This is a genomic window from Umezawaea beigongshangensis, from assembly GCF_016464305.1.
Taxonomy (GTDB): Bacteria; Actinomycetota; Actinomycetes; order Mycobacteriales; family Pseudonocardiaceae; genus Umezawaea_A; species Umezawaea_A beigongshangensis.
Window position 1 is genome coordinate 25,110 of record NZ_JAEIOJ010000020.1, and the last position, 21,348, is coordinate 46,457.

Sequence of the window (21,348 nt, forward strand, 5' to 3'; positions counted from 1 at the left end):
CCAGGACTCGGCGCGGTGCGTGGCGACGAACCGGCCCCGCCGGGTTGCCGGGCTCTCCGACTGTTCGATCACCCGGAAGTGCCACCCGGCCCCTCCGCCTCGTGGTTCGATCGGGGCTTCACCGACGCGACGGGGGAGCACGGATGTCGACGCAGTTTCCGGGAGACCGTTCGATTCCGCCCGAGGTGACGATCGCGGCGGCCAGCAGAGGGCTGGGCCGGGTCACAGCGGTGCACCGGGTGCCGCACCGCGTGGGCACCGCCGAGGAGGCCGCGCGGGAGAAGCGTGCCGATCGTCGCAACGGCCTGCTCCTCCTCGCCGTGATCGCCGGTCCTCTGGTCGTCGGCTTGCTCCTCGGGCTGGTGACCGGAAGCGTCGGGTTGGGCATCGGCGTGGGCGTGGTGCTGGCGCTCGTGGGTTGGGGCGCGGGCTTCTACTTCGCGAACCGGGGCGGCGACGCGGGCGGGGAAGAACGCGACCACGTCTACGTCTTCGGCGAGGGTTTCGCACTGCCGGCGAGGGAAGGGGTTCCCGCGCGCGCGTTCACCTGGGCCGACGTCGACGCCGTCCGCCGCGTCGTGACCGACAACCACGTCAACGGCCAGTACGTCCTGACCGTCCACGTCTACGAGCTCGTGCTGGCGGACGGCGAACTGGTCGTCTTCCGGGGCACCGAACAGCCGGGCAGGACGTCGCCCACCGACGTCCTCGAACTGGGCCCGCTGCTGCAGCGGGAAGTCTTCGACCGGCGACTGCCACCGGCGGTGGAAGCGATCGACGCGGGCCGGACCGTCACCTTCGGCGCACTGGCCCTGTCCGCGTCCGGCATCACCACCCCCGGTGGTCTCGTGCCGTGGAACGCGGTTCGAGACCTGTCGACCCGCGCGGGTCAGGTGGTGCTCGCCGCGGCGGGTGGCAGGCCGACGACCTACCCGATCGGCGACATCCCCAACTTCGAGGTCTTCTGGACGCTGGCGCAGAACCTGCGCGCACAGCACTGACCAGATCGGCCCGACCGATCGCCCGCGGCCGTCTGCGGAGCTCTTGCGGGTGCGGGGTGCCCGGGGCGTTTCAGCGGTTCGCCACCCCGCTCCCGGAGGCTGGCTCGACCCACTGGAACTGCACCCGGCTCAGCCATCCGGGGAGGTCGCTGAGCACGTACAGCTCGCCGTGCACGTCGGTGCCGATCGCGGTCGGCTGGGTGGGGAAGTTGCCGATCGTGGCGGACTCGTAGCCGCCGCCGGACTGGGGACGCACGGCGAACACACGGGTCGAGCAGTAGTCGCTCGCGACGTAGGTCCCCCGCGCCTGCGGGGTCCGGGACCCGCGGTACACCACGCCGCCGGTCACCGAGCAGTTGTCGTTGTAGTGGTCGTACTCGAAGACCGGGTCGGTGTACCGCCCGCCCGACCGGCACTGCTGCGGGTCGAACACCGGGGTGCCCTCCCGGCAGGACCAGCCGAGGTTCGCCCCGCCCTGCCGCGGACGGATGTGGTTGATCTCCTCCACCAGGCCCTGGCCGACGTCGCCGATCCACAGCGAGCCGTCGACCGGGTCGACGGAGAACCGCCACGGGTTGCGCAGCCCGTAGAGCCAGATCTCCGGCCGCGCGCCCGGCACGCGGACGAACGGGTTGTCGAAGGGCACGCAGTACGGATTCGCCCCGCAGGTGCGGTTGACGTCGATCCGCACGATCTTGCCGAGCAGGGTGCCGAGGTCCTGACCGGCCTTGAACGGGTCGTTCGCGTGGCCGCCGTCGCCGAGGGACCAGTAGAGGTAGCCGTCGCGACCGAACGCCACCTGTCCGCCGTTGTGGTTGCCGTACTCCGCGTGCTCCTGGGTGAGCAGCACCTGCACCCGCTCGGGAGCGCCGATGGGCACTCGCGCCAGGGTCAGCGCGCCAGCGGGCAGGCTCGTGTAGGCCACGTAGAGGATTCCGGTCCGGGCGAAGTCCGGCGCGGGCGTGATGCCGAGGAGGCCGCGCTCGTTGTCCGACGGGTCGATCCGGTCGGTCAGGTCGAGCACCGGCTCGGCCGCCAGGCCGGTGTCCGGGTGGTAGGCGCGGACGGTGCCCTCCTTCTCCGCGATCAGCATCCGCCCGTCCGGCAGCCCGGTGATCGCGATCGGGCGCCGCAGACCGGACGCCACCCGTTCTGACACCACGGTCAGCTCGGTGAGCGGTACCGCGCGGGTGTGGGACGTGCCGGCCGCGGCGCTGCCGCTCACCAGCACCGAGGGCAGCAGGAACGCGGACAGGACCGGGATGAGCAGGCCGGCCAGCAGGGTGACCGGGCGACAACGCCGTCGCGACATGGTTCGGCTCCTCGAGCAGGGTGTGGAGGACACTTTCTGGGAGCGCTCCCAACCGTACAGCGGCCTTCCGGCTACATCTAGCCGCCGTCTTGACGCCGCATCGTCATCGCAGTTGTGCGGGCTCCTGCTCCGAAAGGAGGCCACCGAGTCCCCTCGTGTCGCAGCGCACGCTGCTCGTCGCAGGAGACCTCCGCGGACCGCACCTTCGACGACGTTCCTTACCCGGCTTGGAAGTGCTTCCCCGATTCCGTCGTGCACTGCGCATCGACGGCGAAGCCCGTCAGCGAAGTGCCGGAGAACTCGGCTGTCGACGTGACGACGCCCGCGCGCTCGGACCTCCGGCCGTCGAACGGCCGGGGACGGCCGTACGGCCCTGACGAGCCGGGGAAGCGGGCGGTCCGGGACTGCGGTGGAGTTCGAGCAGGGCGAGGGCCCGCAGGTCGCCACGGGACCGGTCCACACCGAAGTCGCACCACCGGAAGCCGAAGGGGGCGTGTCGACCGAGGGCACGCCGACTACGGTGTGCCCGTCGCCGTGTCCAAGAGTGTCAAGGGGTGTGGGTCTTGTCAGGTGCAACGCGTGCGGAGAAGTCGATCGCGCGCCTGGGGCCTCGGCACCCGGTGGCCGCCGTCGCCACGGTTTCGCCCGCCGGGACCTCGGTGGCGAGCGTGGGCGCATCCGTCGACGCCGACTTCGAGATCGGCTCGATCTCCAAGGGGATCACCGGCCTGCTCTACGTCGACGCGCGAGAACGCGGCGAGGTCGGGCCGTCCACCACGCTGGGCGACCTGCTGCCGCTGGACGGCACCCCGGTGGCGGGCGTGACGCTGTCCTCCATCACCACCCACCGCTCGGGCCTGCCGAGGCTGCCCGCCGCGGCCTCTCCACTGCGCAGGTCGCTGGGACTGTGGCTGCACGGCACGAACCCGTACGGCGACACGCTCGACCAGTTGCTCGTCCAGGCACGTGGCGTGCGCCCCGGCCCACCCCGCCCCCGCTACTCCAACCTGGGCTTCCAGCTCCTGGGGCACGCCCTGGCGAGCGCCGCCGACACGACGTTCCAGGGCCTGCTCCAGGAGCGGGTCGCCACTCCGCTGGGCCTGGACGTGTTCTACGCGCCCGCCACCCCGACCGACCTGCGACCCGCCGCGCTCACCGGCACCACCAAGCGGGGCCGGAAGCGTCAGCCGTGGACGGGTGAAGCGCTGGGACCGGCCGGAGGCGTCCGCGCGCGCATCGGGGACATGGCCCGCCTCACCGCCGCGCTCCTCGACGGCTCGGCCCCCGGCACCGCCGCCCTGCACCCCACCGAGAACTTCACCGGCCGGGTGGTGCGCATCGGCGCGGCGTGGATCACGATCGAGCGCAACGGCCGTGCCGTCACGTGGCACGACGGCGGCACCGGCGGCTTCCACAGCTGGCTGGGCCTGGACCGCGCGGCCGGTACCGCGGTGGTCCTCCTCACCGCGACCGCGATCTCGGTGGACCAGCTCGGTTTCGCCCTGCTCGGGCAGCTGACCGAGGAAGAAGGCCGCTGACCGACCGCCGCCGCCCGGCACGAAGGCGGTGGCAGCCGGGCGGCTGTCCGACCCGGGGGCCGAGCCGGTTCGTGATGGTGCGCGTGCCGGGGGACGGGTGGCGATCTCCTTCCCGCCACCCGAGCGTCGCCGCACCGCCCCGCAGGTGCTGCTGCGGCTGTGCGCCCTCGTGCTGAACGAGGACGGCGTGGACCTGCGCGGGGTCGGACCGGCGGAAGAGTCGACGGCGTCAGGGATCGCGGTGCACGGCGCCTTCGGCCGGGACGGTGCCGCCATCGCGTTCGCGTGCCGGTGGGCGCGGGAACGCGATGACGGCACCGAACTCGACCTGCGATCAGCGCGAGCACGAGTTCCAGGACCGCCGTGGTCCTCCGGAGAGCCGGACGGGGCAGCCGGGTGATCGGCTCCGCTACTCGAACACCCCGTAGCCCGCGACGGCGTGCGCCCGGACGCCGTCCATGTCGAGCTCCACGCCGATGCCGGGAGTGTCGGGAAGCGTGATGTAGCCGTCCTTGACGATCGAGCCGCTCCCGTCGGGGGCGTGGACGTAGCTGTCCCACACCGCGCGCTCCTCGAGGGCGTGCCACTCCAGGACGAAGAAGTTGGAGATCGCTCCGCACTGGTGCGACGTGGCCATCGTGCCCAGCGGCGTCGACACCAGGTGCGGTGCGAAGGGGATGTAGTGCAGCTCCGCGAGGTTGGCGATCTTCTTGGCCTCGGCGAGCCCACCGCACTTCGGCACGTCCGGCTCGACGACGTCCACGGCGCCGCGTTCGAGCAGCTCGCGGAATCCCCACCGCAGGTAGAGGTTCTCGCCCGCGCAGATCGGCGTGCGGGTCTGCGCGCGCACCCGCACCAGCGCGTCGACGTTCTCCGCCGGCAGCGGCTCCTCCAGCCACATGAGGTGGAACGGCTCGAGCTCCCACGAGATCCGGCACGCGCTCGGCACGTCGTACCGGGCGTGCAGGTCGATGGCCAGATCGACGTCCGGTCCGATCGCTTCCCGGACGGCCGCTACGCGCTCGACCATCGATCGCAGCTCGGCTGCGTTGATCGTGTGGTTGAAGACGTCGGACTTGGCGGGGTGGTGCAGGTCGTCGATGTCGAACTTGATGGCGGTGAAGCCTTCGGCGACCATCCGCTGGGCTCGGTCGACGCACCCGGCGATCGAGCCCGCCGGGTCGTCGCCGTCGCCGCAGTCGGCGTAGAGACGGATCCGGTCGCGGAACTTGCCGCCGAGCAACCGGTAGACCGGCTGGCCCGCGGCTTTGCCCGCGAGGTCCCACAGCGCGAGCTCGATCCCGGACAGCGCGATCACGAACACCCCGCCCTGGGAACCCGCGAAGACACTGCTGCGGCGCAGTTTCTCCCAGCACCGCTCGACGTTGCGCGGGTCCTCGCCGATCAGCAGGGGAGTCAGAAAGTCGATCATTCCGACGACGGCGCCTGCGCCGGCGTCGGGATTGGCCTCGCCGAACCCGCTGAGGCCCTCGTCGGTGTCGATCCGAACCAGGGTGGCCTGACCGTGGTAGGCCACCACCGCCGTCGTGACGTTCACGATCCGCATTGCTCTCCCGCCGCCGGGTTGTGCACATGAACGGACTGTCGCGAGAATCAACTTGTCATATAAGCTGATGACATGCAAAGGAGGCAGGAGTCTCCGGACGCCGTCAAGATCCGTACTCTCCCGGTGCAGGTGGCGGCACACCTGACCCGGCGCATCGTCAGCGGTGACGTCGAGGACGGCCGGGCTCCGTCGGAGCTCGACATCTCCCAGGAGTTCGGGGTGTCCCGCGTCGTGGCGCGGGAGACGCTCAAGATCCTCGCCTCCCTCGACGTCGTCGACGTCGCGCAGGGCCGCCGCGTCGTCGTGCGCCCCCGCGCGGAGTGGGACTACCTGAGCCCGTTGCTGATCGAGTGGCTGCCCGCGGAGATCGTCGGCGAGCTGTTGCAGGAGCTGCACCAGACGCGCGTGCTGCTCGAGCCCGAACTCGCCGCGATGGCCGCGCTCAGCATCACCGACGAGACGCTGGAGCGGCTCGGGGACGAGATCGACCGCATGTCGGCGCTGGAGGCGGACCCCGACGCCTACCTCGAGGTCGACCACGAGTTCCACATGGAGATCTGCCGGGCGGCGGACAACCGCATCCTCGACCGGATCATGTACTCCGCCCGCTGGCTCGGCACGGCCAGCCGACGCATCACCAACGAGGCGCCGGCCGCGCTGCGCAAGGCCACCGCCGACCACGCGGAGATCTACGAGGCGCTCGTGGCGCGCGACCCGGAGGGTGCCCGCGCGGCGATGCGCAAGCACCTGCGCAACAACTCCACGCTCCTCGCGGAGAAGGAGCAGCGGACCGAGCGAGCCGCCCGGCGGCGCTAGGGCACTGCACGACCGAGATCCGGAACCGATGACGAGGACGGACGAGGCATGGCAGCACCTGCGATCCCGCAGATCCGGCTGGGGCTGATCGGCACCGGACTCGCGGTCGAGAAGCTGCACTGGCCGGCGTTGCGCCAGCTCGCCGATCGGTACGTGGTCACCGCGTTCACCGACCGGTCCGCCGAGCAGAGCAAGCGGTTCGCCGAGTACAGCGGGACCGGTCCAGCACGGGCCACCGCCGACCGGGCCGCGTTGCTGGCCCGCGACGACGTGGACGCCGTGCTGATCTCGGTGCCGATCCCGCACCTGTACGAGGTGGCGCGCGACTCGCTCGTGGCCGGCAAGGACGTGCTCTGCGAGAAGCCGACCGGCGTCGACGCCGAGCAGGCCGCGGACTTCCTCGCACTGGCGGCCGCACATCCGGACCGCACCTTCGTGGTGGGGGAGAACTTCTTCTACCGCGACGACCTGCGCTACGCCCGCGCACTGCTCGACGACGGCGCGATCGGTCGTCCGCACCTGATGGCGTGGCGGCACGCAGGCCAGATGGTGCCCCGCGAGGGCAGGTTCACCGGCACGCCGTGGCGGCAGCGGCCGCAGTACCGCGGCGGCGTGCACCTCGACGCCGGCGTGCACCACATCGCCCAGATCCGGCTGCTCTGCGGTGACGTCGCACGGGTGCACGGTGCCGTGCAGGCGGCCAACCGCACGATGGACGCACCGTCGGACCTCACGCTCAACCTCGTCTTCACCGGAGGTGCCATCGGCAACTACACCGCGGTCTACTCCGAGATCCCGGTGCCGCCCGAGCCCGACGACATGCGGCTGTACGGCACCGAGGGCGTGCTCGTGCTCGACGGATCGGGGGCGGAGCGCCGCGTGACGTGCAGCAGCTCCGACGCCACCACCCGCACGACGGTCTTCCGCGGTATCGACAACGGCTACCGCGCGGAGCTCGTCGACTTCGCCGACGCCGTGCAGTTCGGAGTGCGGCCGGTCGGCAGCGTCGCGCAGAGCGTGGCCAACGCGATGGTCGTCCAGCGAGCTCTCGACTCCGCGGAACGCGCGGCCGCACTGGCGCTCGACCCCGTGCCCGGCGCGGGCCCGGTACCGCTGTGGCGGCCCCGCGGCTCGACCGGGCTGTTCGACGGACTACCAGGACAACGCATCAGCAGTTCGGCGTCCTTCGCCGCATGAACGACCCGGCAGCGCGGCACTCGCCCCGCTGTCCCGCCGGTTGCAACGTTGCCCCGTCGGTACGCGTCCGCTCGATCGGACGCGAAAGGAGTGGTCATGGAAGAGAAGACGGACTTGTCGAGGCGCACGTTCCTCGGGGTGAGCGCGCTGAGCGTGCTCGGGCTCGCCGGGTGCGGGAGCGGCCCCGCCGCACCGCAGGTCGACGTCCAGGTGCCTCAGGCGCTGCTCGACCAAGCGGTCCCGCTCCGCGGCGGGTCGGTGGGAATGCTTTCGCAGAAGCTGTACTCGGAGACCGCCAACGAGGCGCTGGACACGTCGTTGCAGGCGTTCGCTCAGGCCACCGGCACCACGATCCGCAACGACCTGGTCTCCGGCGACGCCGGAGACATGGTCGCGAAGATGGACGCCGAGGTGAAGGCGGGCACCAGCCGCGATCTGGCCTTCGTGAGCGACCTGCGGTTCGTCGGCCAGCTCCACAACCTCGGCCACCTCACCGACGTCACCGACGTGGTCGAGGAGATGCGCGTCCTCTACGGGGAGCCCGCGACGGAGGCGGCCAACTTCTGCGTGTTCGACGGGCGCTGGTACGCGATCCCGTACCACTTCATCGCGACCGGGATGTACCTGCGCAAGGACTGGTACGAGGAGAAGGGTCTCCCGCTCAAGCCCCACTACACGTGGGAGGAGCTGCGCGACAACGCGTTGGAGGTCTCGGACCCGGCGAAACGGCGCTTCGGCTGGGGTCTCACGGTGAACCGCTCCGGCGACGCCAACGGCTTCATCGCGAACGTCGTCAACACCTACGGCGGGGCGATCGCGGACAACACCGGCACGAAGGTGGTGTTCAACTCTCCGGAGACCGTCGCGGCCGTCGAGTTCATCGGCGACGTCTACACGAACCCGAAGTACGCGCCGATGCTGCCACCGGGGGTCGGAAGCTGGACCGACTCCAGCAACAACGAGAGCTGGCTGGCCCAGATCGTGGGGCTCACGCTCAACCAGTACAGCGTCTACGCCGACTCGAAGACCAAGAACAACCCGGTCTACGCCAACACGCACCCGTTCAACGGCGCCACCGGACCGGCTATCGACCGGCCGCTCGCCTACGGCCAGTCCAACTCGTTCGTCGTGTTCAAGGGAGCGAAGAACCCCGACCTCGCCACGCTGGTGGCGAAGTTCATGGCCGGCGGGAGCGCACTGCTCGGTGTCGCGAAGGGAGCACCGTGCCTGGTCAACCCGGCGTGGGACGAGGTGTGGGACTCCGACCCGTACTACACCAGCGGTGACCCGGCCTTCGCCGCGCTGCGGGAGCAGACCCGCGCGCCGCTCCCGCTGACCACCACCACCGGCTACGCGTTCCCCCAGGCTCCGAGCCCCGGCGAGCAGGCCGCCACCGCCGCCTACCTGCTGACCGACATGATGCAGTCGGTCATCCAGGGCACCCGGCCGGCCGAGGCCGTCGCCTCGACCCACGACCGGATCGTCCAGGTCTTCGAGCAGCAGGGCTACGAGCAGTGACCGTCCTGCGTCCGCGGTCGGCGCCGGTCCGTCCGGCGCCGACCGCGTCGTCCTCGCTCACCCCGTCGCAGCGGCTGCTCGGGCGCGACTGGCGCCTCGCCGCCGCGTTCATCGGGCCGACGCTGCTGCTGGTCACCGGACTGATCCTGTTCCCGATCGTCAGCTCGATCTTCACCAGCGCCACGGAGCGCCACGGCGCGGAGACGGTCTTCGTCGGGCTGGACAACTACACCGCCCTCGTCGACGACGCCGTGTTCCACAAGGGCGTGCTCAACTCGTTCGTCTTCACCGCGTACGCCGAGATCTTCAAGGTGACCCTCGGCCTCATCGCGGCGTTGATGCTGCACCACGTGCGCCGCGGCCGGGCGATCATCGCCGGGGTGATCCTGCTGCCGTGGGTGGTGCCGACGGTCGTCACGGCCTTCACCTGGCGGTCCTTGTTCGACCCGATCTTCGGCAGCGTCAACGTCCTGCTCACGAGTTCGGGGATCGGCCCCGCCCTCGCCACGATCGGGCTCGTCGACAGGTGGCCCGCGGAGTGGCTGTCCGATCCCGCGCTCGCGATGCCGGCGGTCGTCCTGGTCAACGTCTGGAAGGGAGTCCCGTTCTTCACGGTGACGTTCCTCGCCGGGCTCAAGGCCATCGACAGCGGTCTCCACGAGGCGGCGATGGTGGACGGCGCCTCGCCGTGGCAGCGCTTCGTGCACGTCACGCTGCCGGGCCTGCGCCACATCATGATCGTGACGGTGCTGCTGTCGTCGATCTGGACGTTCAACAACTTCGACCTGATCTGGCTGATGACCCAGGGTGGACCGGGGGACGCCACCGCCCCGTACGTGATGGTGGCCTACTCGAAGGCCATCCAGCAGTTGCAGGTGGGCGCGGGTGCCGCGGTCACGCTGGTGATGCTGCCGATCGTCGGCGTCCTCGTGGTGATCCTCGTGCGGATGATGCGGCGCAACGACCTGCCGGGTGCGGGCGACGTGGGGCGCGAGCGGCTGACTCCCGCTCAGCGCAGGGCGCTGCCGTGGGTGGTCGTCGTGGCCTCGGTGCTCGTGCTGGTCTGGGCGTCGCCGCACATCGTGTGGAAGGCCGCGCTCGTGCTGGGCGTGTTCGTGGTGCTCGCGGCCGCCGTCGGCCGGGTCGTCTCCGCGCTCACCGCGCGGGGCAACCAGCTGGCCGCACGCCTGGTCAGCGGCGTCGGCAGCGGGATCGCGCTCGCGGGTCTGCTGGGCTTCGTGCTCGCCCCGCTCTACTGGATGACGGTCACGGCCTTCAAGTCCGACGCCCAGATCGTCGCGCGCACCGACGACCTCTGGCCGATCCCGTGGAGCACCGAGCAGTTCACCAACCTGTTCACGGGCAGGGCGTTCGGCACCTGGTACGTCAACACGCTCCTGGTGTCGGTGGCGTCCACCGCGATCGCCCTGATCTGCGCGGCGCTGGCCAGCTACGCGCTGGCGCGGTTGAAGTTCCGGGGCTCGGAGAGCTTCACGGTGACGATCCTGCTCACCTACGTGATGCCGGGCGCGCTGCTGTTCATCCCGCTCTACCAGATGATGAGCGGAATCGGGCTCAACGACTCGTTGTGGTCGCTCGTGCTCGCCTACCCCACGTTCACCCTGCCGTTCGCGACGTGGCTGCTCGTCGGCTACTTCAGGTCGATCCCGGCCGACCTCGAGGAGGCCGCGCTGGTGGACGGCTGCACGCGGTTCGGGGCGTTCGTCCGGATCGTGCTGCCGCTGGCCAGACCGGGCCTGCTCGCGGTCGCGCTGTTCACGCTCACCAACGCGTGGAACGAGTTCCTGTTCGCCTTCGTGTTCATCACCAAGGACGACTACAAGACGCTGCCCGTCGGCATGCAGTCGATGATCTTCGGCGACGTCGTGCCGCAGGGGCAGCTGGCCGCGGCCTCGCTGCTGATCAGCGTCCCGGTCGTGGTCATGTACGGGTTCGGGCAGCGGTTCCTGACCGAGGGCCTCACCGCGGGAGCCGTGAAGGGATGAGCGTGCCCCGCGAGACCCCGGCGTGCGGAGTGCCCGCGCGGACCGGACGAGCTGCTGCGCCACCACCTCGACCCGCGCGATCCGGTGTTCTTCGCCGAGACGACGCACCGGGACGGGGAGTCGAGCCACGACCGGCTGTGCAGCTGAGAGCGCCCGTCAGGCCGGGCCCTGCTCGGCGCGCCACCGCTCGTACTCGGGCCGGGCCTCGTCCGACAGCGGGTAGTACAGCCGCATGTCTCCGCCCTCGGCCAGCCGGATCTTGGAGAACTCCTCCCACTCCGCGTGCTCCTGAGCGGCAGCCAGCAGGGCGGGGGCGAGCTTGATCGGCACCACGACCGCCCCGTCGTCGTCGGCGACGACGACGTCACCCGGCTCGACGAGCGTGCCACCGCACGCCACCGGCACGTTGACGGCGGTCGGGACGATGTCGGTCTGGGCGTGGTAGTTCGGCGTGGCACCCCGGACCCACAGCCCGAGACCGAGCTGCTTGGCCTCGCCGATGTCGCGCAGGCACCCGTCGACCACCACACCGGCACCGCCGCGGCCCTTGAAGTAGGTCAGCATCATCTCGCCGAACACGCCGCTGCTCATGTCGCCGCGCGCGTCGACGACGATCATGTCGCCGGGCCGGGCGTGGTACATGACGTGCCGGTGCAGCTGCTTCTCCGGCTCGGCGTACTCGTCGTCGGGGTAGAGGTCCTCCCGTTTCGGCAGGAACTGCAGCGTCAGCGCCGGGCCGGCCACGCGCACGCCGGGGGTCACCGAAACCGGGCCTCGGATGAACGCGCTGCGAATGCCCATGCGGCTGAGCTCGGCGCTGGCCGTCGCGCTGCCGATGGCCGCGAGGGCCGCACTGAGTTCGGCGGGCGGGCGAACGATGTCGTGCGTCTCGACCACGTCGGCAGCTCCCTCGGGTCCGCGCTGACCGCAACCATCGGAGAGTTTCGATGGGTTGTCGATCTCAGCGTAGTCCGGCGAACCTGCTTCCGCGATGTCCGGCGGACGGCGGCGCGGTGCTGCTCCGCACGCCGCGTGCGGTGGACGACTCGATCCGGCCCGGCGGCAGCGCCGTGCTCGCCGGACATCTCGTCCGTGCGGCTCGGGCGGCGCTCAAGCCGACCGCGTGGACGGAGTTGTCGGCAGGCAGCACGTTCACGCCTGCCGACGCGGACACGCTGCTCGCGCCGGAGGTGCGCGGGATCGTGGCGCGGCACGGCGAGACCGCGGCAGGGGTGGTCCACGGCTGGCCGTCCCCGTCCGAGGTGCCGGAAGAACCGTTCTGCGGCAGCGGGAGCCCCGTCGTGCTCATGTGGTGGTCGTCGGCGCGCTGCTGGCGTCGAGCACGCCGCCGGAGGTCAGCCGAACGGTGTGGTCCGCCCAGTGGTCGAGCAGGACGGTGTCGTGGGAGATGGCCAGGACTCCCGCTCCCGTCCGTGCCTGGTAGTCGCGGATGAGGCCCACCAGGGCGGCGGTGGTGGAGGCGTCGAGCATGGTGGTCATCTCGTCGCAGATCAGGTAGCCGGGGTCGAGCGCGAGCGTGCGGGCCAGACAGGCGCGCTGGAGCTGGCCGTCGCTGACCTCGTGCGCGCGTCGGGTGAGCAGGTCGGAGGTGAGCATCACCAGGTCGGCCAGCTCGTCGACGCGCTCAGCGACGTCCGGTGCCCTCGTCGCGAGCAGGGGTTCGCCGATCGCCGCGCGCAACGTCATCCGCGGGTCCACGGAGAGCCTCGGCTGCTGGAACAGCACGCCGACCCGGACCCGCTGGGCGTGCGGGGTGCGGTGCCGAAAGCCGGTCACGGGTTCGTCGTCGAGGTGGACGCTTCCCGCGAAGGGCTTGTGCAGCAGGGCGAGCACGCGGGCCAGGGTGGACTTGCCGCTGCCGCTGGGACCGGCCAGTCCGGTGGTCCGTCCGGCCGGAACGGTCAGGTCGACGTGGTTGATCACCGGGCGTCGGGGGTCGTAACCGGCCACGACGGCGTCCGCGCGCAGCCCGGTCAGCACGGGCGGTGGCACGCGACGGCGTGCTCGGTGTCGGTGGTCAGCACGGGGCGTCGGGCGCAGTCGGGTGCGACGTGGTCGCAACGCGGTGCGAACGAGCAGCCCGGCGGCAGGTCGGTGAGCAGGGGCGGCATCCCCGGAACCGGGGTGAAGCCGCGATCGGGCAGGGAACGCCCCAGGCCGCGGGTGTACGGGTGGCCGGGGTCGTCGAGCACGGAGTCCGGCGGGCCGATCTCGATCAACTGCCCGGCGTACATGACCGCGATCCGGTCGGCGACGCGTTGGGCGGCGGCCAGGTCGTGGGTGATCAGCAGGACGGCGTGGCCGTCGGCGACGAGTCGGCGGAACTCGTCGAGCAGGCCGTCGACGAGGTGCCGGTCGAGACCGGTGGTGGGTTCGTCGGCGATGAGCAGCCACGGCTCACCCACGAGCGCGAGGGCGGTGGCCACCCGCTGGGCCATGCCGCCGGACAGCTCGTGCGGGTAGTGGTCCAGGTCCTGCGGGGTCAGTCCTGCTCGGGCGGCGACGCTGTCGGCGCGCTCGCGCGGGTTCGCCTCGGTGGGGCGGAGTGCGCGGACGACCTCCTCGAGTTGCGCGCGGGCGGTGCGGACGGGGGTGAGGTGGGAGGCGGGGCTCTGCGGGACGAGGCCGATCCGGCGGCCCCGCACGGTCGTGGCCAGTTGCCGGTCGGTGGCGGTCAGCAGGTCGAGCGTCGGGCCGTGCTCGTCGCTCAGGGTGGCGCTGCCGGAGACCTGGGCGTTGCCCGGCAGGAAGCCGAGCAGCGCGCTGGCGAGGACGGTCTTGCCGCAGCCGCTCTCGCCGACCAGCGCGAGGCACTGGCCCGGTCGCAGGCGCAGGGACACGTCGCTCACGGCGGCGACGGTCGCGCCCGGCAGGGCGAAGCGCACCGACACCTGGTCGAGGACGAGTTCGGTCACCACGTCAGCTCCGATCGGCGGCGGGGGTTGAGCCGGTCGCGCCAGACACCGCTCGCGCCGGAGATGGCCAGGGTGACGACGATCAGCACGAGGCCGGGCGCCAGCGACATCCACCAGCCTCCGGTGAGCAGGGACCGCTGGGCGTCGTTGATCATGTTGCCGATGCTGGCCTCGTGCGGTGGCAGGCCGAGACCGAGGAAGGACAGGGCGGTCTCGTGCCAGACGGCGTGCGGGATCATCAGCGTGGTGGACAGCAGCACCTGCGGGGTGACGTTGGGCAGCAGGTGCCGCACCAGGATCCGGAGCCGCGACGAGCCGCCGACGATGGCGGCGTCGACGAACGGGCGGCTCCGCAGGGAGAGGATCTCCGAGCGCACGATCCGGGCCGAGGTGAGCCAGTGGGTCAGGCCGATCGAGATGATCACGGCGGACAGGCTGGGGCGCAGGATCGCCACGATCACGATGCCCAGCAACAGGTGCGGCACCGACGCCACGGTGTCGACCAAGCGCATCAGCAACCGGTCCACCCATCCGCCGAGCGACCCCGCGAGCGCCCCGACGGCCGTGCCCACAGCGGAGGAGACCAGCGCGGCGACCAGACCGACCGTGAGCGACACGCGCAGGGCGTAGACGCACCGCAGCAGGACGTCGCGGCCGAGTTCGTCGGTGCCGAACGGGTGCGCGGGTTCGGGAGGACGGTTGGCCGCGGCGAGGTCGACCAGCTGCTGGTTCAGGTCCACCACCAGCGGGACCAGCACCACCGCCGCGACGGCGATCCCGAGGACGGCCGCCGAGGGGATCAGCCGCCACCGCGGTGATCGGGGAGTGCTCGCGGCGGCGATCCGGGACCGGGGGACCGGTCGCCACACCCGTTGATCAGCCATCGAGACCCACCCTGGGGTCGGCCAGCGCGTACAGGACGTCGGCCAGCAGGTTGCCCAGCAGCACCACCGAGGTGGCCAGCACGGTCAGCGCTCCCATCAGCGCGAAGTCCACGTTGAGCGCGGCGTCGACCGTCGCCCTGGCGATACCGGGCCAGGAGAACACGGTCTCCACCAGCAGCGCGCCGGTGATCAGCTCGGGCAGGCGGGCGCCGAGCAGGGTGAGGAAGGGCAGCAACGAGGTGCGCAGCGCGTGGCCGAGCACCACCCGCCTGTCGGTCAGGCCGCGGGAGCGGGCGCCGATCACGTGGTCCTGGCTGAACGATTCGAGGAGGTTCTGCCGCACGAACAGCACGAACCACGGCGCTTGCGACACGGCCAGCACGGACACCGGCAGCACGAGGTGCGTCACGACCTGTCCGACGCCCAGCGCCGCGCCCGCGTCGGTGAGACCGCCCCCCGGCAGCCAGTGCAGTTGAAGGGCGAAGACGTACAGCGCGGCCAGGCCCAGCCAGAACACCGGAGCGGCTTCGAGGGTGTAGGAGACCGCCGTGATCGTCCGGTCCAGCCAGCCGCCCTGTCGCCACGCCGCCGCCGTGCCCAGCAGCAGACCGAGCAGCAACGCCAGCCCGAACCCGATCGAGACGAGCAGGACCGTCCACGGAAGACGGTCGCCGATCACCTCGGACACCGGTTGCCGCAACGACAGCGAGTCGCCGAGGTCGCCCGCGACCGCGTGCCGCAGCCAGGCGAGGTACTGCTCGACCACCGGCCGGTCGACGCCCCAGTTCTCGCGGATCTGCGCGACCCGCTCCGGGCTGGCGCCGATGATCCGCAGGCCGAAGTAGCGTTCGACCGGGTCGAACGGTGAGGCCTTGGCGAGTGCGAACAACGCGAAGCTCACCAGCAGCAGCACCGGCACGGCGAAACCCAGGCGTCGCAGGACCAGCAGCCCGACGGCCCGTCCGCGTCGCCTCTGCGCGACCGTCGTCACGACTTGGGCGTCCAGCGTTCGAGGTTCCACCACACCGCGTGCACCAGGCCGTGGTCGTGGGGCTCGACCTGTTCGGCCTGCCCGTTCCACCTGTCCCGCAACACGTACGTGTGGTCGAGGAACACCAGGAACGCCCACCCCGGATCGGCGACGTACGCCTTCTGGAAGTCGGTGTAGGCCTGCTTGCGCGTCGTCGGGTCGAGGCTGCGGCGACCGGTGTCCAGCGCACCGTCCACGCTCGCGTTGCGGTACAGCGTCATGTTCACGTAGCCGGACCGGCCCGCGTAGCGGGAGTGCAGCAGCGTGTAGGACGCGGTGTCCGGGTCGTAGGGGTCACCGCCGCCCCAGATGCTCGCGGTCTCCCTCTGCCGCTGCAGCATGACCTCGAGCGTCGTCGCCTCGACCGGCGCGTCGATGCCCAGCTTCGCGATGTCGCTCGCGGTCGCCAGCGCCAGTTCCTTGCGCAGCACGTCCGGCGCCGGGTACAGGATCGGCAACCGCGCGGCCTGGCCGTCGCGCGACCGCTTGCCGTCCGCTCCTGCCCTCCAGCCCGCCTCGTCGAGCAGCCGCGCCGCTTCGGCGGGGTCGTGGCGGAACACCGCGCTCTGGTCGTACCACTCGTCGAGGTAGGGCGAGATGGGCGTCGCGGCGGGCTTGCCCGCCCCGGCGAGCACCGTGTCGATCATCGCCTGGCGGTTGATGCCGAGGTTGATCGCCACCCGCACCTTCGGGTCCGACGTCAACGGCAGCTCCGACGGGATGCCCAAGCCGCGGTAGTCCGCCGACGGGTTGCGCACCACGCGGTAGCCCTGCTTGGCGTCGTAGGCCCCGGCCAGCTTCGGCGGCAGGACCGTGCCGTCGAACTCGCCCGCCGCCATCCGCGTCGCGCGGGCGTTGTCGTCGGCGACGAACACGACGGTCACCGTCTTCACCGCGGGCGCGCCGCCCCAGTAGGACTCGTTGGCCTTGAGCGTCATCCGATCGCCCTTGCGCCACTCGGCGACCGTGTACGGGCCGGTGCCGATCGGCGCGGAGTTGAACGGCGCGCTGCTGACGTCCACACCCTTGAAGGCCTTGCGCGGCACGATGCCCAGCGACAACTGCTGGTCGAACGGCGCGTACGGGTGGGAGAGCCGGAACTCGACCGTCCGGTCGTCCGGCGCGCTGACGTCGGTCACCGCGTCGAACCGCGAGGCGATGGTGGAGTTGGACTTCGGGTCCAGCACGGACTCGTAGGTGAAGACGACGTCCTGCGCCGACAGCGGAGTCCCGTCGGAGAACGTGGTGCCCTCGCGCAGCTTCGCGGTCCAGACCAGCCCGTCGGCCGACGCGCTGGGCAGTTCCTCGGCCAGCGCCGGGACCAGCTTGAGCTGGGCGTCCCGCGCCACCAGACCGTCGAAGACCTTCGACGCGCCATCGGGGGCGTAGCCGAGGATCGGGTTGAGGTTCTCCGGCTCGCTGCCCGCACCGATCACGATGGACTGACCGGTGTCGGCCGTTGCGCCCTCGTCCGGTGACGTGCACCCGACGAGCACCAGGCCCGCCGCGACGAGAAGGATCGCTGGTCGATGATGCACGGCGCATCCCCTCGGACGTGGACGTCGACTGTTGCGCCGAGATGCTAACAGCAAGAACCTGGCAACAAGAAGGCGTGATCGTCACACCGTGCCGGGTGCCGGTGGTCGTACCGGGCGATGCGCTCGCACTCGGGACGGTGGAGGGGAAGCACGGCACGCCGCCTTCGGCTGGCCGCACCGCTGCGACACACCTCCACCTCGGACAGAAGTCCCCGGTCGACTACGAGAACGACCTTCCCCGACACCGGCCACGCCGATGCGCACCGCACGACCCCGTGTCCAACACCCCGGGACGAGGCCCGCGGGGTGTGCCGGGTGAGGCAGAACGGACGGTCGCGTTCGTCCATCGACAGGTGCAGTCCCGCGAGATGGAGGCGAGCATCTGCTGCGACGACCGCTCTGCCCCGTGCGGGAGGAGGTGGCCCCGGTCCGGCAATCCCCCTCGTGGAGCGGAGCGGTGACTCGGCGAGCCGGTGATCGGGAGGTCCTGGACAGGTCCGGGCCGTCCGCCGACGATCGGTGTCATCGCCGAGCACGCGGAACGAGCGGCGGTCCGGGCAGAGGTCCGATCGCACGAGGAGCAGATGATGACCGACCTGACAGGAAGAGTCACCGCGGTGACCGGTTCGGCGCGCGGGACCGGTGAGGCGATCGCGTTGCGGTACGCCTCGTCGGACGCGAGCGTGGTGATCGACTGCTCCGCGGACGAGGACAACGCGCGACGCGCGCTCGTCGAGGTCGAGGTCGAGGACACCGGAGGACGAGGGGGTCGTGGTCCGGGCCGATGCGCAGTCCCCGGCCGGCCCGGACCGGCTGGTCACGACCGCGGTCGACGCGTTCCGCGGTCCCGACCTCGTCGTGATCGACGAGGGGCGCGAGGTGATCGGCCGACCTGACGTCACCGTGAACACCGTCCCGCCCACCGCGACCGCCGACGCAGGTGTGTTCACCGACGTCACCGACGGCGACGAGCTCCACCGGACGAACACCGAGATGCGTCCGGTCGTCGTCGCGGGCAACTCCAGCGGAGGCGTCGTCGCCGCCTGGCTGTAGGCCCGCGCCATGCGGAGGCAGATCCGCGGGTGCTGTGCGAGGACGCCCCGCACACGCTGCACCAGTTCGATCCGTCCCGGTACACCCGGACCTTCGCGCGGTGGGCGGACACGTTGCCGCTGTGACGCATCCGTCCGCGACCACGAACGGCTCGAACGCACAACCACAACCCGAAGGAGCAGCAACGATGCCACGCACACCGATCGACATCACCATCCCCGACCTGTCCGGCAAGCGCGCCGTCGTCACCGGGGCCAGCGACGGCATGGGCGCGGGCATGGCCCGACGCCTCGCCGCTGCCGGAGCCGAGGTCATCATCCCCGTTCGCAACCCGGCCAAGGGCGAGGCCGTGATCGCCAGGATCAAGCAGTCCGTGCCCGACGCGGACGTCTCCCTGCGCAGTCTCGAGCTGTCCTCCCTCGCCTCCGTCGCCGCCCTCGGGGACACCCTGCGCGCGGAGGGCGACCCGATCCACCTCCTGATCAACAACGCCGGCGTCATGACTCCGCCCGACCGCCAGACCACCACCGACGGGTTCGAGCTCCAGTTCGGCACCAACCACCTGGGCCACTTCGCCCTCGTCGCGAACCTGATGCCGCTCCTGCGGGCCGGTGGTGCACGGGTGACCTCGCAGGTCAGCGTCGCCGCCCGCAGCGGCCGCATCAACTGGGACGACCTGAACTGGGAACGCAGCTACGACGGGATGCGCGCCTACAGCCAGTCCAAGATCGCGTTCGGCCTGTTCGGCCTGGAGCTGGAGCGGCGCAGCAAGGCCCACGGGTGGGGCATCACCAGCAACCTCTCCCACCCCGGCGTCGCACCGACCAACCTGCTCGCCGCGCGCCCCGAACTGGGCCGCGCCAGGGACACCACCGGACGCAGGATGATCCGCTGGCTCGCAGCTCGCGGCATCCTGGTGGGCACCGTCGAGTCCGCGGGGCTGCCCGCGCTCGTGGCCGCGACCGACCCGCGAGCCAAGCCCGGCGCCCTGTACAGCCCCAGGGGGTTCGGCAACATCGGTGGTCCGCCGGCCGAGCAGCGGATGTACTCCCCGCTGCGCAGCGCCGACGAGGCCGCACGCGTCTGGGACGTCTCGGAGCAGCTGACCAGTACCGCCATCTCGGCCGCCTGACGTCCCCGCGCCACCGGTAGGTGGTGGTCCTGGCACCCCTGGCCTCGTCGGCCAGGACGCCGCCGTCGGTCAGCGCTGCCCGTTGTCGTAGTCCACCCACGCCCACGTCGCGCGAAAGGACGATTCGCTCGACCTGTTCGGGCAGGTCGCGGGACCGCGTGTTCCCGCCCATCGCGGCGATCCGGTCCCTCTCCCGGGCCGTCAGCTCGACGTCGAACACCTCGACGTTCGAACGGTGTGAGTCGGGCCGGTCTGCCCGAGGGGGAAGCGGTCCGCCACGACCGTGAACGCGTGGGCCAGCGCTGGCCCGACGTCGTGGAACGGACCTGGTCGGGACCCGCAGCGACCAGAGCGGGGGACCGCACGGCGGTTGATCCGGCGGCGCAGCGAGGCATTCGCACCCGGCACGACCCTCCTGATCCTGGTGACCGCGGCCTCGCCCTCGCAGGGGTCGCGCGCCGGCGTGCGCACCTCCGCACCGTCCGCGGCCAGTCGGGTGGCGGTCCCGGGCTCATCCCGTCGCTCGCGCCGGTGACGAGGGCGCGCTGTCCGGACGGGGTGGGGGTGCTGTCGCCGGACGGCGCAGACCTGTCCAGGACCGCCCGAGCACGGACTCCCCGCTCACCGCGGGTGCGGAGAGGGGGATCGACGGGCCGTGGCTACGTGTTCCTGCCAAGCGGTAGAAACGAGGTAGTACCCCAGAAGGAGGAGCGTCGTGATCGATCGTCCTGGGCTGGCGGAGTTCCTCCGCAACCGCCGAGAGGCACTGCAACCCGAGGACGTCGGTCTGCCGCGCGGGCCGCGGCGCAGGACCAACGGGCTGCGGCGCGAGGAGGTCGCGTCGCTGTGCCACATGTCGGTCGACTACTACTCCCGCCTGGAGCGGGAACGCGGCCCGCAGCCGTCGCCCATGATGCTCGCCTCGATCGCTCAGGGGCTGCACCTCTCGCTCGACGAACGCGACCACCTGTTCCGCCTCGCCGGGCACAACCCGCCGGACCGGGGAGCGTCCCCCGACCACATCAGCCCCGGCCTCCTGCGGGTGCTCGACCGCCTGGACGACACACCCGCCGAGATCGTCACCGAGCTCGGCGAGACCCTGCGGCAGAGCCCGATGGGCGTCGCACTCACCGGCGACTCGACCCGGTACACCGGACCCGCTCGCAGCTCGGGATACCGGTGGTTCACCGACCCCGTCGCCCGGCAGATCTACGCGCCAGAAGAACATCCGTTCCTCACCCGGATGTACGTCTCGGGGCTGCGTGCGCTGGTCACCCTGCGCGGTCCGGGTTCCCGGGCCTCCCACCTGGCCGACCTGCTCCTGAACAGCAGCGAGGAGTTCCGACGCGTGTGGGACGACCACGAGATCGGACTACGCCCCCACGACGTCAAGCACTTCAACCACCCCGAGGTCGGCGCGCTCGAACTGAACTGCCAGCGACTCGTCGACCCCGGCCAGGCGCACTCCCTGATGGTCTACACCGCCACACCCGGCAGCGAAAGCTACGAGAAGCTGCAGGTGCTGTCCGTCATCGGAGCACAAGTGCTCCACTGACGACAGGTGAGGTCGTCCCCTCGGACCGGACACCCCGATCCCGGACAGCGCTTCGAGGGAGGATGTTCCCCGTGTCGGGCGAGTCGGAGCAACGACGAGAAGCCTGTCGTTCACCGGGTCGAGCACGCTCTGCACGGCCGCGCGGTGCGCCCGCAGGGCCGGGGTGATCGACTCGGGTGGCGCGCAGAACCCCGTCCGGCGCGGCCTGCACGACGTGCTCCGCCCGTTCCCGGATCGGCCGGAGCCCGGGTACCTCCACGTGCGT

At 71.2% G+C, this 21,348-nt stretch carries 18 protein-coding genes; 10 read left to right on the forward strand and 8 right to left on the reverse strand.

All coding sequences use genetic code 11. From position 1 onward, the window contains the following. The first annotated feature begins 143 nt into the window (after window positions 1–143). On the forward strand, window positions 144–1,001 hold the full coding sequence (locus IMZ35_RS28815; RefSeq protein ID WP_199444363.1) for a DUF6585 family protein: 858 nt from the start codon (window positions 144–146) through the stop codon (window positions 999–1,001). 70 nt (window positions 1,002–1,071) lie between these two features. Here IMZ35_RS28815 and IMZ35_RS28820 read toward each other — a convergent pair whose 3' ends face one another. Beyond that, window positions 1,072–2,313, reverse strand: coding sequence for a PQQ-dependent sugar dehydrogenase (locus IMZ35_RS28820; RefSeq protein WP_199444364.1), 1,242 nt, complete (start codon window positions 2,311–2,313; stop codon window positions 1,072–1,074). A gap of 668 nt (window positions 2,314–2,981) precedes the next feature. Between IMZ35_RS28820 and IMZ35_RS28825 the strand changes: the two genes are divergently transcribed. Beyond that, a complete protein-coding gene (locus tag IMZ35_RS28825; protein ID WP_307868977.1) occupies window positions 2,982–3,851 on the forward strand; it encodes a serine hydrolase domain-containing protein in 870 nt (289 codons plus the stop codon). A gap of 97 nt (window positions 3,852–3,948) precedes the next feature. Continuing rightward, a complete protein-coding gene (locus IMZ35_RS28830) occupies window positions 3,949–4,251 on the forward strand; it encodes a hypothetical protein (RefSeq protein WP_199444366.1) in 303 nt (100 codons plus the stop codon). A 9-nt stretch (window positions 4,252–4,260) separates the two neighbouring features. On the opposite strand, the gene IMZ35_RS28835 is transcribed toward IMZ35_RS28830, so the two are convergent. Then, complete coding sequence (locus IMZ35_RS28835; RefSeq protein WP_199444367.1) at window positions 4,261–5,418, reverse strand: mandelate racemase/muconate lactonizing enzyme family protein; 1,158 nt, start codon at window positions 5,416–5,418, stop codon at window positions 4,261–4,263. Between the two features lie 72 nt (window positions 5,419–5,490). Between IMZ35_RS28835 and IMZ35_RS28840 the strand changes: the two genes are divergently transcribed. From IMZ35_RS28840 to IMZ35_RS28855, 4 genes are all read left to right on the forward strand, one after another. After that, the gene (locus tag IMZ35_RS28840; RefSeq protein WP_229373588.1) at window positions 5,491–6,234 is read left to right on the forward strand and encodes a FadR/GntR family transcriptional regulator; all 744 of its coding nucleotides are present in this window, start codon (window positions 5,491–5,493) and stop codon (window positions 6,232–6,234) included. Window positions 6,235–6,282: 48 nt separating this feature from the next. Beyond that, the gene (locus IMZ35_RS28845) at window positions 6,283–7,431 is read left to right on the forward strand and encodes a Gfo/Idh/MocA family protein (RefSeq protein ID WP_199444368.1); all 1,149 of its coding nucleotides are present in this window, start codon (window positions 6,283–6,285) and stop codon (window positions 7,429–7,431) included. 96 nt (window positions 7,432–7,527) lie between these two features. After that, complete coding sequence (locus tag IMZ35_RS28850; protein ID WP_199444369.1) at window positions 7,528–8,949, forward strand: ABC transporter substrate-binding protein; 1,422 nt, start codon at window positions 7,528–7,530, stop codon at window positions 8,947–8,949. Beyond that, entirely contained in the window at window positions 8,946–10,955 is a 2,010-nt protein-coding gene (locus IMZ35_RS28855) for an ABC transporter permease (protein ID WP_199444370.1), read from the forward strand. Before IMZ35_RS28850 ends, IMZ35_RS28855 begins: the two co-directional genes overlap by 4 nt. Window positions 10,956–11,111: 156 nt before the next feature. On the opposite strand, the gene IMZ35_RS28860 is transcribed toward IMZ35_RS28855, so the two are convergent. The 6 genes from IMZ35_RS28860 to IMZ35_RS28885 form a co-directional block, all read right to left on the reverse strand. After that, complete coding sequence (locus tag IMZ35_RS28860; RefSeq protein WP_199444371.1) at window positions 11,112–11,852, reverse strand: ribonuclease activity regulator RraA; 741 nt, start codon at window positions 11,850–11,852, stop codon at window positions 11,112–11,114. Window positions 11,853–12,260: 408 nt separating this feature from the next. Then, window positions 12,261–12,968 (reverse strand): ABC transporter ATP-binding protein, encoded by a 708-nt coding sequence (locus IMZ35_RS28865; protein WP_307868978.1) that lies wholly within the window; start codon window positions 12,966–12,968, stop codon window positions 12,261–12,263. After that, the gene (locus IMZ35_RS28870) at window positions 12,950–13,891 is read right to left on the reverse strand and encodes an ABC transporter ATP-binding protein (RefSeq protein ID WP_199444372.1); all 942 of its coding nucleotides are present in this window, start codon (window positions 13,889–13,891) and stop codon (window positions 12,950–12,952) included. Before IMZ35_RS28870 ends, IMZ35_RS28865 begins: the two co-directional genes overlap by 19 nt. After that, complete coding sequence (locus IMZ35_RS28875) at window positions 13,888–14,775, reverse strand: ABC transporter permease (protein WP_199444373.1); 888 nt, start codon at window positions 14,773–14,775, stop codon at window positions 13,888–13,890. The genes IMZ35_RS28870 and IMZ35_RS28875 overlap by 4 nt, the downstream gene beginning before the upstream one ends. Beyond that, entirely contained in the window at window positions 14,768–15,766 is a 999-nt protein-coding gene (locus IMZ35_RS28880; protein ID WP_199444374.1) for an ABC transporter permease, read from the reverse strand. Before IMZ35_RS28880 ends, IMZ35_RS28875 begins: the two co-directional genes overlap by 8 nt. Beyond that, window positions 15,763–17,343, reverse strand: a complete 1,581-nt coding sequence (locus tag IMZ35_RS28885) for an ABC transporter substrate-binding protein (protein WP_199444375.1) — start codon at window positions 17,341–17,343, stop codon at window positions 15,763–15,765. The genes IMZ35_RS28880 and IMZ35_RS28885 overlap by 4 nt, the downstream gene beginning before the upstream one ends. Window positions 17,344–18,114: 771 nt before the next feature. On the opposite strand from IMZ35_RS28885, the gene IMZ35_RS28890 reads away from it, so the two are divergent. The 3 genes from IMZ35_RS28890 to IMZ35_RS28900 all read left to right on the forward strand — a co-directional run bounded on the left by IMZ35_RS28890 (window position 18,115) and on the right by IMZ35_RS28900 (window position 21,083). Beyond that, window positions 18,115–18,396 carry a hypothetical protein gene (locus IMZ35_RS28890; protein ID WP_199444376.1) on the forward strand — a complete coding sequence of 94 codons (282 nt, stop codon included), beginning with the start codon at window positions 18,115–18,117 and terminating at the stop codon, window positions 18,394–18,396. Between the two features lie 187 nt (window positions 18,397–18,583). Next, window positions 18,584–19,528 (forward strand): SDR family oxidoreductase, encoded by a 945-nt coding sequence (locus tag IMZ35_RS28895; protein WP_199444377.1) that lies wholly within the window; start codon window positions 18,584–18,586, stop codon window positions 19,526–19,528. A gap of 715 nt (window positions 19,529–20,243) precedes the next feature. Beyond that, window positions 20,244–21,083, forward strand: a complete 840-nt coding sequence (locus tag IMZ35_RS28900; protein ID WP_199444378.1) for a helix-turn-helix transcriptional regulator — start codon at window positions 20,244–20,246, stop codon at window positions 21,081–21,083. The last annotated feature ends 265 nt before the right edge of the window (window positions 21,084–21,348 follow it).